Raw genomic sequence first — 13,694 nt, forward strand, 5'->3', positions numbered from 1 at the left:
TCAGCGCGTGGGGTCGTCGCGGCGTTCGGTGGCGGCCGGGTCGATCGTGCGAGGAGTCTCGGCCTGCTTCTCCTCCTGCTCGCTCTCGCGGATCTCGGACTTGAAGATGCGCAGGGCGCGGCCTGAGCCGCGAGCGAGTTCGGGAAGCTTGCGACCGCCGAACAGCAGAATCACGATCCCCAGGATGATGAGGATCTCCGTGGCACCGAGATTGGGCATGTCAGGCTCCTTGATCGGAAGTGACTCCATCGTACGCGGCCAGTGCTGAGCGGGCGGCGTCCCGTACCTCGGAGGAGAACTTCCCCGGCTCCACGACCCGCATCCGCCCGCCCGCGCGCATCACCACGCGGCGCAGCCATGCCGGATCGCTGCCGAACAGCCGCGCCCGCACGGCGCCGTCGGGCCGCTGCTCCACGACGTCCATCCGGTACTGGCCGAGCAGCCAGTCGGCGCCGGGCTCGATCTCGACGAGCACCGAGGGCGTGTGGGGTCCCTGCGGGAAGAGGTCCTCGAGCCGCGTGCGCTCGTCGGCGTCGGTGGTGACCGGCGCGTCGAGCACCGCGGCGGCGACGATGCGGTCCACGCGGAACAGCCGGTCGGCCTCCACCTTGTGGCACCACGCGGAGAGGTAGCGGTGCCCGTCCTGCGTGAAGGCGCGGTGCGGGTCGACCACCCGCTCGGTCTGCTCGTCGCGGGTCTCGTTGGCGTAGACCATGTGCAGCTGGCGCTTGCCGGCCAGCGCCTCGGCCACCGCGGCCTGGACGGCGGGGTCGACCTCGGGCAGCAGGACGTCCACCGGGGTGTCGACCTCGGTCCCGGCGGCCTCAGCGAGCTTCGCCAGCGCCGAGTCGATGAGGGCGGCCTGGTCGCCCGCGGCGGACTGGCGCAGCGTGCGCAGGGCCACCATCAGCGCGGCGGCCTCGCTGCGCGAGATCCGCAGCGGGCGCGCCATGAACTCGGCGTCGCGGATGTAGACGACACCCTCGTCCTGCAGCGCCGTGACGTCGAAGTCGATCAGCTCGCCGTGGTACTCGCCCCAGCCCGTGAGCATCATGATCTCGAGCTCGCGCTGGGCCTGGGCGGGCTTGATCTTGAACTCGCGGGCGAGGTCGGCCAGCGGGATGCCCTGGTTGCTCTGCAGGTACGGCACCATCGCCAGCATCCGGACGACCTGCTTCAGCGACGGGTTCACGCGTGCACCTCCGCGACGGTGCGCAGTCTCGTGACGACGGCGTCGCGCAGCTCGGGCGGCGACACGACGATCGCGTCGGCGCCGTAGGACGCGATCTCGTCGGCGAGGTCGCCGACCACCGCGTAGGCGACCTCGACCTCGTCGGTGGCGTCGTCGAGCCGGTCGACGCGCACGGCGTGACGGCGCAGCGACTGGGCCCGGCCGGCGCTGACCCTCAGGACGGCGGTGGCGTCGGGCTCGGGCGGGTGGAGGGCGCGTGCGACCTTCTTCAGGTCGACGTCGTCGGGCACCTCGTACTCCCCCGGCTCGCCGTCGGGCAGCACGGCCCCGACGATCCGCGACAGCCGGAAGAGGCGCGGTCGCTGGCGGTCGCGGTCGAAGCCGCCCACGTACCAGTGCTCACGGAACGAGGTCATGCTCCACGGCTCGAGGTGGCGCACCGAGGTCTCGCCGCCGGGGCGGCGGTACTCGAACGCGATCGGCATCCGGCGGCCCGTGGCGTCGAAGACGGCATCGAACGCGGGCTCCTCGGCGCGCAAGCGCGCCTCGGTCATCCGCAGGACCGACGGGTCGAAGTCGTGGCCGATCGCCTTGAGCTTGGCCAGCGCCGTGGTGGTCTCGGCGGCCATGCCGGCGTGGTCCCACAGCTGGCCGGCCAGGCCGATCACGGCGGCCTCCTCGACGGTGAGGTCGATCTGGGGCAGCTCCACCTCGGCGCGCAGCAGCCGGTAGCCGGTGACGCCGCCGAGCGCGTCGAACGTGCCCGTCTCGATCTCGAGGCCGAGGTCGCGCAGCTCCTGCTTGTCGCGCTCGAACTTGCGCTCGAACGCCACGTCGTTGTCCTCGCGGTACTCCGCGATGGAGGAACGGATCTGTTCCTTCGTCAGGTACTGGCTGGTGGCCAAGAGGGTGAAGACGAGGTTCATCAACCGTTCGGTCTTCCGCTGGGCCATGAGCGAAAGACTAGCTGGCGTCGAGCAGGTCCACGACGAAGATCAGCGGCCCGTCGGGCTGGCCGTTCTTCTTCGCGTCCTTCCCGTACGCGTCGTCGGACGAGCAGGTGACGACGACGCGGCTGCCGATCGTGTGGCCGGGGATCTGGTCGCTCCAGCACGGGATGGCCGAGCCCTCGGCGATCGAGATCTGGCGCGGGCCCGTGGCCCAGGACTGGTCGAAGACCTTGCCGTCGGGGTACTGCTGGCCGACGTACTGCACGCTGAGCGTGGCGCCCTTGGCGACCTTCTCGCCGCCGCCCATGATCAGGACGGCCGAGTCGGACTTCTTCACCTCGGCGGGCGTCTTCTTGGTCTTGGCGAACTTCGCCGGGCGCTTGTCCTTGTCGTACGTCAGCTTCGGCAGCGAGGCGGGGGCCTTCATGGCCTTGCCGCTGGCCTCGGTGGGCACCTTGGAGACCAGGTCGAAGAGGAACACCATCGTGTCGTCCTTCTCCAGGCCGAGCGAGTCGGCGCTCTGCAGGAGGGACACGCCGTCCTTGGCCGGCACCGAGACGAGGACGCGCGAGCCGATGTCCTGGCCCACGAGCCCCTTGTAGAAGCCCGGCAGCGCCGTCTTCTCGTTCAGGGTGAGCGTCATCGGGGTCTCGTTCTCGAAAGAGTTGTCGAACTCCTTGCCCGTGCGCCCGTTGACCGCGACGTAGTTGATCTTGATCGTGTCGCCGTCGGCCACCTCGTCGCCGCCACCCTCGGAGACGACGCGGGACTCGGTCTTCTCGGTGGTGTAGTCCTGCTCGACCGTGACCTTCGGCGTGCTGCCCTTGGAGACCTCGATCCCGTCGAGGTCGGTGCCGCCGCCACAGCCGGCGAGAACGAAGGATGCGGTGGCCATGGCGGTCACGAGAGCGGTACGACGCACGGTGAGGTTCCTCCTGGGGATCGATGCCGTGGCCACACTAACGGCCGATCCCAAGGAACGTCTGAGAGTCACATGGAGTCGATGAGGCGCTGGACGCGGTCGTCCTCGGAGCGGAACGGGTCCTTGCACAGCACGGTGCGCTGGGCCTGGTCGTTGAGCTTCAGGTGGACCCAGTCCACGGTGAAGTCGCGACGCCGTTCCTGCGCCCTGGCGATGAAGTCACCGCGCAGGCGGGCCCGCGTGGTCTGCGGCGGGACCGACTTGGCGGTGAAGACGTCGAGGTCCTTCGTGACGCGCGCGACCGACCCCTTGCTCTCGAGCAGGTAGAACAGCCCCCGGTCGCGGCGGATGTCGTGGTACGCCAGGTCGAGCTGGGCGATGCGCGGATCGGCCCACGAGAGCCCGCGCTGCGTGCGGTAGCGGTCGAGGAGCCGGTACTTGATGACCCAGTCGATCTCGCGCTCGATGAGGCTGAGGTCCTCGCTCTCCACCGCCTTCAGCGTGCGCTCCCACAGGTCCATCGTGCGATCGATCGTGGGGGTGCGCAGGCCGTTGCGGTCGATGAAGTCGGCGGCCTTGGCGAAGTACTCGGCCTGGATCTCCAGGGCCGAGAGCTCGCGGCCGTTGGCCAGCTGCACCTTGCGTCGTCCGGTCATGTCGTGCGAGATCTCGCGGATCGCCCGGATCGGGTTCTCCAGCGTGAGGTCGCGCATCGTGACGCCGCCCTCGATCATCCGCAGCACGAGGTCGGTGGTGGCCACCTTGAGCATCGTGGTGGTCTCGCTCATGTTCGAGTCGCCCACGATCACGTGCAGCCGGCGGAACCGCTCGGCGTCGGCGTGTGGCTCGTCGCGGGTGTTGATGATCGGCCGCGACCGGGTGGTGGCGCTGGAGACGCCCTCCCAGATGTGCTCGGCGCGCTGGCTGACGCTGAAGACCGTGCCGCGCGGCGTCTGCTGGACCTTGCCCGCGCCGCAGATGATCTGGCGCGAGACGAGGAACGGGATCAGGACGTCGGCCAGGCGGCTGAACTCGCCGCCGCGGCTCACGAGGTAGTTCTCGTGGCAGCCGTAGGAGTTGCCGGCCGAGTCGGTGTTGTTCTTGAACAGGTAGATGTCGCCCTCGACGCCGTCCTCGGCGAGGCGCTGCTGCGCGTCGAGCATGAGGCCCTCGAGGATGCGCTCCCCCGCCCGGTCGTGCGTGACGAGGTCGACGATGTCGTCGCACTCGGGCGTCGCGTACTCGGGGTGGCTGCCGACGTCGAGGTAGAGCCGGGCGCCGTTGCGCAGGAACACGTTGCTGCTGCGCCCCCAGGAGACGACCCGCCGGAACAGGTAGCGCGCGACCTCGTCGGGAGACAGGCGGCGCTGGCCGTGGAACGAGCAGGTGACGCCGTACTCGTTCTCGATCCCGAAGATCCGCCGGTCCATGCCGACAGCCTAGTCCCGCACGCCGCACGTGCACGCGATCCTGGCGGCCGCGGTGTGGTGCCTGCCACATTGGCTCTTCCCAAACGGGTCACGAGAGGCGCACGATGTCAGGAGTCCGTCCACGGGGGCACGGACCACCGGACTTCGGCCCGGTTCTCTGAGGAGCACCATGACCACTTATCGATCTCCGCGCAGGACCGGCCTCTGGCTGGTCGGCGCGACCACGTTGGCGTTGACCGCGTCCGGGCTGGCGTTCAGCTCGAGCTCCGTGTCGGCCGCTCCCCCACCGGCGCCGTCCGGTGGCGCGGCGGCCGTCGCCCCGGGCTACATCAACTACGTCGCACCGCGTGCCGAGATCTCGTCCACCCCCGACCGGGCGGTGGAGCTCAAGGGCAAGCGCGTGTCGAAGCAGTCGGTCCAGAAGCAGCAGAAGGCCCTCATCAAGGCCAAGCAGGTCGACCGCAAGCACAGCCAGGGCAACCCGGTGGCAGCGCGTCAGCTGGCCCGCGTCGAGGCGGAGTCGCTGCGCACGGGCCGCAGTCCCAAGGAGGTCCGGGACCGGCGGTTCAAGCAGGCCAAGAGCACGCAGCAGGCGAAGCTCCTCACGATCCTCGTCGAGTTCAACGAGCAGGCGAACGACGACTTCACCGGCAGCTACGTGCCCGACGGCTACGGCTCGGACACCTGCGTGCCGGGCAACGTGCAGAACGGGCCCACCCACAACCAGATCCCGAACCCGGCGAACAGCGACCTCGAGGACAACAACTCCATGTGGGTGAAGGACTTCTCGCCCGCGCACTACAACGCGATGCTCTACTCGAAGAAGGGCATCACCCAGCGGGTGCGCACCGACCTGCGCGGCCCGGACGGCCGCCGCGGCATCGACATCTCCGGCTACACGATGAAGAACATGTACGAGGAGATGTCCAAGGGCGCGTACACCGTCGGCGGAGCGGCGACGCCATGGGTCACCGTGGACCGCTCCGAGGCGTACTACGGCGCCACGGTCTGCCACCAGGACGAGAACGGCGACTGGGTCTACGGCGCGGTCCAGGACATGCAGGGCCACCCCGACAACCCGCTCGGTGCCGGCCAGCTGCCCATCGACGCGGTGGCGGCGCTCGCGAAGGCGCAGCCGAACTTCCCCTGGGCCGACTACGACACCGAGGACCAGGGCGACACCGACGGCGACGGCAACCTGCTCGAGCCCGACGGCGTGATCGACCACGTGGTCCTGGTGCACGCCGGCGAGGACAAGTCCGGCGGTGGCGGTGCCGAAGGTCCGTACGCGCTCTGGGCGCACTCGTCGGCGGTCGCCGGCGGCGCCCCGGTGCCCGGCACGAACCTGCGGCTGTCGAACTACATCGTCCAGCCCGAGGACTCCGGCGTCGGCGTGTTCGCGCACGAGTACGGCCACGACCTCGGTCTGCCCGATCTGTACGACACCGCCAGTGGCGGCGACTCCGACGTGGACTTCTGGGACCTGATGTCCTCCGGCTCGCACTCGGGCCCGATCTTCCAGTCGATGCCCACCCACATGGGCATCTGGGACAAGTGGATCCTCGGCTGGGCCGATCCCCTCGAGATCGACCCCGGCGACCGCGCCAGGACGGTCAAGGTCGGTCAGACCAGCCGGACGCCCAAGGGCTCCGAGGACGGCATCAAGATCAACCTGCCGGACAAGATCGTCACGCGGGCCACCCCGCACAGCGGCGACAACATGTGGTGGGGCAACAACGACCAGAACTGGGCGATGAACTCGCTGTCGCGCACGATCGACGTGCCCGACGCCGCGGACGCCCGCTTCTGGATGTGGAACAACTACGTCATCGAGCAGGACTGGGACTTCGGCTTTGTCGAGGTCTCCACCGACGGCGGCGCGACGTGGACCCCGCAGAAGGTCTATGACGAGGCCGGCGAGGAGGTCACCACGCCCGACGACTACCCGGATCCCAACGGGAACCTGGCCACCTTCGGCAACCGCAGGTACGGCCTCACCGGGACGAGCGACGGCTGGCGTCACGACTACATCGACCTCAGCGCCTGGGCGGGCGACACCATCCAGGTCCGGCTGATGCAGTCGACCGACGCGGCGTTCACCGAGCGCGGCTGGTTCGCCGACGACTTCTCGGTCACCGGCGGCGGGGCCACCACCTTCACCGACGACGTCGAGAGCGGCCTCAACGGCTGGACCGCCACGATCGACTCGTGGGTGGCCGGTGAGGCACGCGGTGCCGGCTGGGTCATCGACAGCGGCACCACGTCCAACGCGCAGTACTACATGGTGGAGTGGCGCAACCTCGACGGCTTCGACAAGGGCCTGAAGTACGCCTACGACACGACGTACCAGAAGCTCGGCGAGGACGGCGCCTGGAAGGTCGAGAAGATTCGGTACAACGCGCCCGGTGCCCTCGTCTGGTACCGCGACACGTCGTACGGCGACGCCAACCACGTGCTGAACAACCTCACGGACCTGCCCAGCACGGGCGCCAAGGGCGGCCTGCTCATCGTCGACAGCCACTTCGACCCGCTCCGCAGGACTGGGGCGAACGCGGCCAACGACACGAGCACGCTGAAGAACCTGCCCTCGCGTCCGCAGTCGTCGAACGCGGCGTTCAACCTGTTCGGCAGCTACGCCTTCCGTGAGTGCACGACGCAGCCGGACTTCACGAACGAGGCGTGCAACCGGTTCGGCTCGCAGCGCGCGGTCCGGTCGTTCACCGACGACCGGGGCTGGTACCCGGGCATCGAGGTGCGGGGCAGCAGCCTCTTCTACCGCGACGCTGACGCCTCCACGGTGGTGCCGTCGGTGAGCAACGCCCCGTACAGCACGCGGGTCGTCGACGAGAACGGCGCGCCGCGGACGGACCTGTACGGCACGGACGTCGGACTGGCGACGCCGCTCGGCTCGGGCAACCCCGAGGACGACGGCGTCGGCTACGGCACCGGCGTCAGCGTGCAGAAGTCGTTCCGCGGCAACATGGAGGCCCTGCTGAGGATCACGCCGCCCACGGCGCCGTAGCCGAGAGGCGAGCGGGTCTCGATACACCCGCTCGTTCCTCGCGGGCACTCGACCACCGGCAGTCCCGGTGATCGAGTGCCCGGGGTCGTGCCGGCAAGGCGACGAACGGTCTCGATACACACGCTCGTTCCTCGCCGGCGGTCCCGGTGATCGAGTGCCCGGCGAGCGGAGCGAGATGGGTGTATCGAGATCAGGCTGGAGCCGTGCGAGCGTCAGCCGAGGAGCTCGGCGACCTGTGCCTGGCCGAGCCGCTTGAACTTGCGGGGCTGGCTGCGGGTGCGGTCGAGCACCGCGACCTCGAGGTCGTCCGGGGCGATCGTGCGGGCGGGCTCGGTGTCGTTGCCCAGGGCCGTGAGCGCGAGCCGCAGCGCCTCCGCGAGCGGCAGGTCGGGCTGGTAGTGCGCGCCGAGGTGCTCCTCGACCTTGTCGCTCTGGCCGCCCATCACGCCGTAGGAGGGCACGTCGGCCACCGATCCGTCGTAGGTGAGCCGGTAGATCTGGTCGGCGGCGGGCGTGGCGCCCACCTCGGCGACGAAGATCTCCACCTCGTAGGGCTTCTCTCCCCCGCTGGAGAAGATGGTGCCCAGCGTCTGCGCGTACGCGTTGGCCAGTCCGCGGCCCGTGACGTCGCTGCGGTCGTAGGAGTAGCCGCGCATGTCGGCCAGTCGCACGCCGGCGATGCGCAGGTTCTCGAACTCGTTGTAGCGGCCCACGGCGGCGAAGCCGATGCGGTCGTAGATCTCGCTGATCTTGTGCAGCGCGCGCGAGGGGTTCTCGGCGACGAAGACGATGCCGTCGGCGTAGCGGACGACCGCGACGCTGCGGCCCCGGGCGATGCCCTTGCGGGCGAAGTCCGCCCGGTCCTTCATCAGCTGCTCGGGCGAGACGTAGAAGGGGGTGGTCATGGCGCTCCTAGGTCAGCGGGGCGGACGGGCCGTCGGGCGACTGCATGCGCCCGCCGATCACGACGTCGGCGATGGCAGCGGTCTTGGACTCGTCCCACGCGCGGTAGCCGTCGGCGGTGATGACCGAGACCAGCGGGAAGATCCGTCGGGTGAGGTCGGGTCCGCCGGTGGCGGTGTCGTCGTCGGCCGCGTCGTAGAGCGCCTGGATCACGGCGGTGACGGCGTCGGTCTCGGACATGCCCGTGCGGTAGAGCTTCTTCAGCGAGCCGCGGGCGAACGTGGAGCCGGAGCCCACCGAGTGGAAGGTGCGCTCCTCGTTCTTGTTGCCCGTGACGTCGAACGCGAAGATGCGGCCGCACTGCGCCTGGAGGTCGAAGGCCGCGAACAGCGGCACGACCGCGAGCCCCTGCATGGCCATGCCGAGGTTGCCGCGGATGAGTGTGGCGAGCCGGTTGGCCTTGCCGTCGGTGGAGAGCGTCGTGCCCTCGATCTTCTCGTAGTGCTCGAGCTCGACCTGGAACAGCCGCGTCATCTCCACCGCGATGCCGGCGGTGCCCGCGATGCCGACGCAGCTGAACTCGTCGGTCGGGAAGACCTTCTGGATGTCGCGCTGGGCGATGACGTTGCCCATCGTGGCGCGGCGGTCGCCGCCCATCACGACTCCCCCGTCGAACGTGGCGGCGACGATCGTGGTCCCGTGCGTCACGTCGAGCCCGGAGACCGAGCCCACGGCGGCGTTCGGGAGCAGGTCAGGAGCCTGCGTGGCGAGGAACTCGGTGAACGAGGAGGATCCGACGGCGCGGAAGCCTCCATCGAGCATCACTGCCCGCCCTTCTGGACGAAGCTGCGCACGAACTCCTCCGCATTCTCCTCGAGGACGTCGTCGATCTCGTCGAGGATGGAGTCGACGTCGTCGTCGAGCTTCTCCTTGTGCTCGGTGTCGACTGCGGGAGTCTCGACCTGCTCCTCGTCGACGTCGCTCTTGCGGGTCGTCTTGTGCTGTTGCTCGGCCATGTCTCCACCCTATCCACTAGCGGCCCGTGATGGCCCTGAAGAGCTCTGCGGCGGACTCGACGCGTCCGAAGAGTCCGTCGACGTGTTCGGCGGTGCCCTTGAGGGGCTCCATCGTGGGCACCCGCTGCAGCGAGTCGTGCCCCGGCAGGTCGAAGATCACCGAGTCCCACGACGCGGCGGCGATGTCGGACGAGAACCGCTGCAGGCACCGGCCCCGGAAGTAGGCGCGCGTGTCGTGCGGCGGCTCGGTGACGGCCTCCTCGATCGTGGCGTCGTCGAGGAGGCGCTCCATGCGGCCACCGGCCACCAGCCGGTGGTAGAGCCCTCGCTCGGGGCGCACGTCGTGGTACTGCAGGTCGATCAGGTGCAGCTTCGCGTGGTCCCACTCGAGGCCGTCGCGCTCGCGGTACTGCTCCAGCAGCGCCAGCTTGGCCACCCAGTCGAGCTCGCGGACGAGGTTCATGGGGTCGTCGGCCAGGCGCGTGAGGACCGACTCCCACTTCTCCAGCACGTCGAGGGTCTGCGGGTCGTCGTCGCCCTGGCTCTCGACGAACTTCTTGGCGTGCTCGAGGTAGTGGCCCTGCAGGTCGAGGCCGGTGATGGTGCGGCCGTCGGCCAGCTTCACGGCCGTGCGCAGCGTGGGGTCGTAGGAGATCTGGTGCAGGGCGCGTACCGGATCGGCCAGCTCGAGCGGCTCCGGCAGCGCGTCGGCCTCGATCATCGCCAGCACGAGCGAGGCGGTGCCGTGCTTGAGGTAGATGGAGGTCTCCGACAGGTTCGCGTCGCCGATGATCACGTGCAGGCGGCGGTACTTCTTCGGGTCGGCGTGCGGCTCGTCGCGGGTGTTGATGATCGGCCGCTTGAGCGTCGTCTCGAGGCCCACCTCGACCTCGAAGTAGTCCGAGCGCTGGCTGATCTGGAAGGCGTGGACGCTGCCGTCCTGGTGCTGGCCGACCCGGCCCGCGCCGGTGATGATCTGGCGGCCGACGAAGAACGGCGTCAGCTGGCGCACGATCGACAGGAACGGGACGTCGCGGCGCATGAGGTAGTTCTCGTGCGAGCCGTAGGCCGCGCCCTTGTTGTCGACGTTGTTCTTGTAGAGCATGATCGGCGCCACGCCGGGCACCCGGGCCGCCAGCTGGGCGCCGCGCAGCATGACCAGCTCGCCGGCCTTCTCCCAGCGCACCACGTCGAGCGGGCTGGTGACCTCGGGGCTGGAGTACTCGGGGTGCGCGTGGTCGACGTAGAGCCGCGCACCGTTCGTGAGAATGATGTTGGCCAGGCCCATGTCCTCGTCGGTGAGCTGCGACGGGTCGGCCACGTCGCGGCCGAGGTCGAACCCGCGCGCGTCGCGCAGCGGGCTCTCCTCCTCGTAGTCCCACCGGGCCCGGCGGGTGAGCCCGTTGGCCGCGGCGTAGGAGTTGACGACGTGGGTGGCCGCCACCATGGGGTTGGCCAGGGGCTGTCCCTGCACGGCGATGCCGTACTCGACCTCGGACCCTTGCACTCGTCGGACGCTCACGTCTTCACCCTACGCGGCACGGCCCCGCGATCGCGGGTCTCCGAACGCGGCGGACGCGGCCGTCTACGCGGCGCCCGACGCGACGTCGACCATCCACGGCACGCCGTAGCGGTCGGTGCACGTGCCGAACGCGGCCGACCAGAAGGTCGGCTCCAGCGCCATGGTGGTCTCGCCGCCCTCGGCGAGCGCGCCGAAGACCCGCTGCGCCGTCGCCGTGTCGGGGGCCGTGTACGCCACGCTGAAGCCCAGCCGGGGTCCGCCGTCGCCGGTCGGGTCGTCCGAGCCCATGAGCATCCGGTCGCCGAACACCAGCGCCGCGTGCATCACGGAGTCGGGGTCCGACCCGGGCATGCGGCTGTCCTGCGGCACCTCGCTCATGCGGGTGATCGAGAGATCGCCGCCGAGGATGTCGCGGTAGCGCTCGAACGCCTCCGCACAGGTGCCTCCGCTGAAGAACAGGTACGTGTTGATGGCCATGCCGACCTCCGTCGTGTCTCGCGCTTCCGCCCAGTATGCGACGCGAGGCGCTCGACGACCGCTCAGCGCGTCAGAGGATCTTGCCGAGGTGGACCGAGTCGTCGTACTCGGCGTAGAAGCCGAAGGCTGGCACGTCCACGTAGCCCGCCGAGCGGTACAGCGCGATCGCCTCGGGCTGCTCGGTGCCGGTCTCCAGGACGAGGCGCGTGATGCCCTGGCGGGCGGCGCTGCGCTCCAGCTCGTCGAGCACCTGGCGGGAGAGACCCTGCCCGCGGTGGGAGTCGAGGACGAACATGCGCTTGATCTCGCCGTCGGTCTCGCCGTTCGGGCCGCCGCGGCGCCAGCCGCCCATTGCCACGGGGATCTCGTCCACGTAGCCGATGAAGAAGATCCCGTTGGGGTGGTCGAACTCCTCAGGGGCCATCGGCGAGGAGTCGCCCACCTCGCTGGCGTATCGCCGGACGTACTCGGCCTGGACCAGCTCGGTCAGCTTCACGGCGTCCGGGTGGTCGTAGCGGACCACGCGCAGTTCGAGTGTCAGAGGTACTGTCCCGTGTTCGCGACCGTGTCGATCGATCGACCCGGCTCATTGCCGCCCTTGCCCGTGATGAGCGTGCGGATGAAGACGATCCGCTCGCCCTTCTTGCCCGAGATCCGCGCCCAGTCGTCGGGGTTGGTCGTGTTGGGCAGGTCCTCGTTCTCCTTGAACTCGTCGACGCACGCCTGGAGCATGTGCTGGACCCGCAGGCCCTTGCTCTGGTGGTCGAGGAAGTCCTTGATCGCCATCTTCTTCGCGCGATCGACGATGTTCTGGATCATCGCGCCGGAGTTGAAGTCCTTGAAGTACAGGACCTCCTTGTCGCCACCGGCGTAGGTGACCTCGAGGAACTGGTTCTCCTCGCTCTCGGTGTACATCCGCTCGACGGTGCGCTGGATCATCCCGTGGACGCAGGCCGTGCGGTCGCCGCCCCACTCGCGCAGGTCGTCCTCGTGCAGCGGCAGCGTCGTGGTGAGGTACTTGCTGAAGATGTCGCGGGCGGCCTCGGCGTCGGGGCGCTCGATCTTGATCTTCACGTCGAGGCGGCCCGGACGCAGGATCGCCGGGTCGATCATGTCCTCGCGGTTCGAGGCGCCGATGACCAGCACGTTCTCGAGTCCCTCGACGCCGTCGATCTCGCTGAGCAGCTGCGGCACGATCGTGTTCTCGACGTCGGAGGAGACGCCCGAGCCGCGGGTGCGGAACAGGGAGTCCATCTCGTCGAAGAAGACGATGACCGGGGTGCCCTCGCTGGCCTTCTCGCGCGCCCGCTGGAACACGAGGCGGATGTGCCGCTCGGTCTCGCCGACGTACTTGTTCAGCAGCTCGGGGCCCTTGATGTTGAGGAAGTAGGAGCGACCCTCCTCCCCCGTGCGCTCGCTGACCTTCTTGGCCAGGCTCGCCGCGACCGCCTTGGCGATCATCGTCTTGCCGCAGCCGGGCGGGCCGTAGAGCAGGATGCCCTTCGGCGGCTTCAGCTCGTGCTCGACGAAGACCTCGGGGTAGAGATAGGGCAGCTCGACGGCGTCCTTGATGATCTCGACCTGGTTGCCCAGTCCGCCGATGCTCGTGTAGTCGATGTCCGGGACCTCCTCGAGGACCAGCTCCTCGACCTCGGACTTCGGGATGCGCTCGTAGACGTAGCCGGCGCGGCTGTCGAGCAGCAGCGAGTCGCCCGCGCGCAGACGCTGGCCCGCGAGGACGTCGGCCAGGCGCACGACCTTCTCCTCGTCGGCATTGCCCAGGACGAGGGCGCGCTCGCCGTCGGCCATGAGCTCCTTGAGCATCACGACCTCGCCGACCTGCTCGAACTCCAGGGCGGCGACGACGTTCATGGCCTCGTTGAGGATGACCTCCTGGCCCTTGCGCAGGCCGGTCTTGTCGACCGCGGGGCTCACGTTGACCCGCAGCTTGCGGCCGCCGGTCATCACGTCGACCGAGTCGTCCTCGTTCAGCTTGAGGAAGGTGCCGAAGCCCGTGGGCGGCTGGGCGAGGCGGTCGACCTCCTCCTTGAGCGCCACGATCTGGTCGCGGGCCTCACGCAGTGTGGACGTGAGGCGCTCGTTCTGGGCGGCCGTGCTGGCCAGGCGCGCCTCGACGTCGGCGAGGCGGGCCTCGGCGTACCTGTCGGTGTACTCGCTACCGGTCATGTGACACCTCCTGGAGGGGTTGCTATGACCCTACCCGGCGACGACGTCCTCACCAGTCCATCTCGGAACGATC

Annotated in this window: 13 protein-coding genes; 1 reads left to right on the plus strand and 12 read right to left on the minus strand. The window is 69.2% G+C overall.

Translation table 11 applies throughout. The features are described 5' to 3' along the window. From tatA to pafA, 5 genes are all read right to left on the minus strand, one after another. A complete protein-coding gene (gene tatA / locus ACY1JX_RS02435; protein WP_181755713.1) occupies window positions 1–219 on the minus strand; it encodes a twin-arginine translocase TatA/TatE family subunit in 219 nt (72 codons plus the stop codon). 1 nt (window position 220) lies between these two features. After that, window positions 221–1,192, minus strand: coding sequence for a helix-turn-helix transcriptional regulator (locus ACY1JX_RS02440; RefSeq protein ID WP_286928826.1), 972 nt, complete (start codon window positions 1,190–1,192; stop codon window positions 221–223). Beyond that, window positions 1,189–2,145 (minus strand): helix-turn-helix transcriptional regulator, encoded by a 957-nt coding sequence (locus ACY1JX_RS02445; RefSeq protein WP_286928827.1) that lies wholly within the window; start codon window positions 2,143–2,145, stop codon window positions 1,189–1,191. Before ACY1JX_RS02445 ends, ACY1JX_RS02440 begins: the two co-directional genes overlap by 4 nt. Before the next feature lie 10 nt (window positions 2,146–2,155). Further along, window positions 2,156–3,064: an FKBP-type peptidyl-prolyl cis-trans isomerase gene (locus tag ACY1JX_RS02450; RefSeq protein ID WP_462565085.1), complete on the minus strand. Its 909-nt coding sequence runs from the start codon at window positions 3,062–3,064 to the stop codon at window positions 2,156–2,158. 68 nt (window positions 3,065–3,132) lie between these two features. Continuing rightward, window positions 3,133–4,494, minus strand: a complete 1,362-nt coding sequence (gene pafA, locus ACY1JX_RS02455) for a Pup--protein ligase (RefSeq protein ID WP_181755709.1) — start codon at window positions 4,492–4,494, stop codon at window positions 3,133–3,135. Window positions 4,495–4,663: 169 nt separating this feature from the next. On the opposite strand from pafA, the gene ACY1JX_RS02460 reads away from it, so the two are divergent. Then, window positions 4,664–7,516 (plus strand): immune inhibitor A domain-containing protein, encoded by a 2,853-nt coding sequence (locus ACY1JX_RS02460; RefSeq protein WP_462565086.1) that lies wholly within the window; start codon window positions 4,664–4,666, stop codon window positions 7,514–7,516. 212 nt (window positions 7,517–7,728) lie between these two features. Here ACY1JX_RS02460 and prcA read toward each other — a convergent pair whose 3' ends face one another. From prcA to arc, 7 genes are all read right to left on the minus strand, one after another. Then, entirely contained in the window at window positions 7,729–8,421 is a 693-nt protein-coding gene (gene prcA / locus ACY1JX_RS02465) for a proteasome subunit alpha (RefSeq protein ID WP_462565087.1), read from the minus strand. A 7-nt stretch (window positions 8,422–8,428) separates the two neighbouring features. Further along, complete coding sequence (gene prcB, locus ACY1JX_RS02470; protein WP_462565861.1) at window positions 8,429–9,241, minus strand: proteasome subunit beta; 813 nt, start codon at window positions 9,239–9,241, stop codon at window positions 8,429–8,431. Next, window positions 9,241–9,435 (minus strand): ubiquitin-like protein Pup, encoded by a 195-nt coding sequence (locus tag ACY1JX_RS02475; protein WP_181755706.1) that lies wholly within the window; start codon window positions 9,433–9,435, stop codon window positions 9,241–9,243. The genes prcB and ACY1JX_RS02475 overlap by 1 nt, the downstream gene beginning before the upstream one ends. 16 nt (window positions 9,436–9,451) lie before the next feature. Further along, window positions 9,452–10,957: a depupylase/deamidase Dop gene (dop, locus tag ACY1JX_RS02480; protein ID WP_462565088.1), complete on the minus strand. Its 1,506-nt coding sequence runs from the start codon at window positions 10,955–10,957 to the stop codon at window positions 9,452–9,454. Window positions 10,958–11,020: 63 nt separating this feature from the next. Beyond that, the gene (locus ACY1JX_RS02485; RefSeq protein WP_462565089.1) at window positions 11,021–11,434 is read right to left on the minus strand and encodes a VOC family protein; all 414 of its coding nucleotides are present in this window, start codon (window positions 11,432–11,434) and stop codon (window positions 11,021–11,023) included. Between the two features lie 70 nt (window positions 11,435–11,504). Further along, window positions 11,505–11,957: a GNAT family N-acetyltransferase gene (locus ACY1JX_RS02490; RefSeq protein ID WP_462565090.1), complete on the minus strand. Its 453-nt coding sequence runs from the start codon at window positions 11,955–11,957 to the stop codon at window positions 11,505–11,507. A 14-nt stretch (window positions 11,958–11,971) separates the two neighbouring features. After that, window positions 11,972–13,621, minus strand: coding sequence for a proteasome ATPase (arc, locus tag ACY1JX_RS02495; protein ID WP_286928840.1), 1,650 nt, complete (start codon window positions 13,619–13,621; stop codon window positions 11,972–11,974). Between the last annotated feature and the right edge of the window lie 73 nt (window positions 13,622–13,694).

It is taken from the genome of Aeromicrobium sp. JP4 (assembly GCF_054957925.1).

Excerpts from the sequence above, each read along its gene's own strand:
- tatA (WP_181755713.1), bottom strand. The coding sequence starts at position 219 with ATGCCCAATCTCGGTGCCACGGAGATCCTCATCATCCTGGGGATCGTG.
- ACY1JX_RS02445 (WP_286928827.1), bottom strand. The coding sequence starts at position 2,145 with ATGGCCCAGCGGAAGACCGAACGGTTGATGAACCTCGTCTTCACCCTC.
- pafA (WP_181755709.1), bottom strand. The coding sequence starts at position 4,494 with ATGGACCGGCGGATCTTCGGGATCGAGAACGAGTACGGCGTCACCTGC.
- ACY1JX_RS02460 (WP_462565086.1), top strand. The coding sequence starts at position 4,664 with ATGACCACTTATCGATCTCCGCGCAGGACCGGCCTCTGGCTGGTCGGC.
- prcA (WP_462565087.1), bottom strand. The coding sequence starts at position 8,421 with ATGACCACCCCCTTCTACGTCTCGCCCGAGCAGCTGATGAAGGACCGG.
- prcB (WP_462565861.1), bottom strand. The coding sequence starts at position 9,241 with ATGCTCGATGGAGGCTTCCGCGCCGTCGGATCCTCCTCGTTCACCGAG.
- ACY1JX_RS02475 (WP_181755706.1), bottom strand. The coding sequence starts at position 9,435 with ATGGCCGAGCAACAGCACAAGACGACCCGCAAGAGCGACGTCGACGAG.
- ACY1JX_RS02485 (WP_462565089.1), bottom strand. The coding sequence starts at position 11,434 with ATGGCCATCAACACGTACCTGTTCTTCAGCGGAGGCACCTGTGCGGAG.
- arc (WP_286928840.1), bottom strand. The coding sequence starts at position 13,621 with ATGACCGGTAGCGAGTACACCGACAGGTACGCCGAGGCCCGCCTCGCC.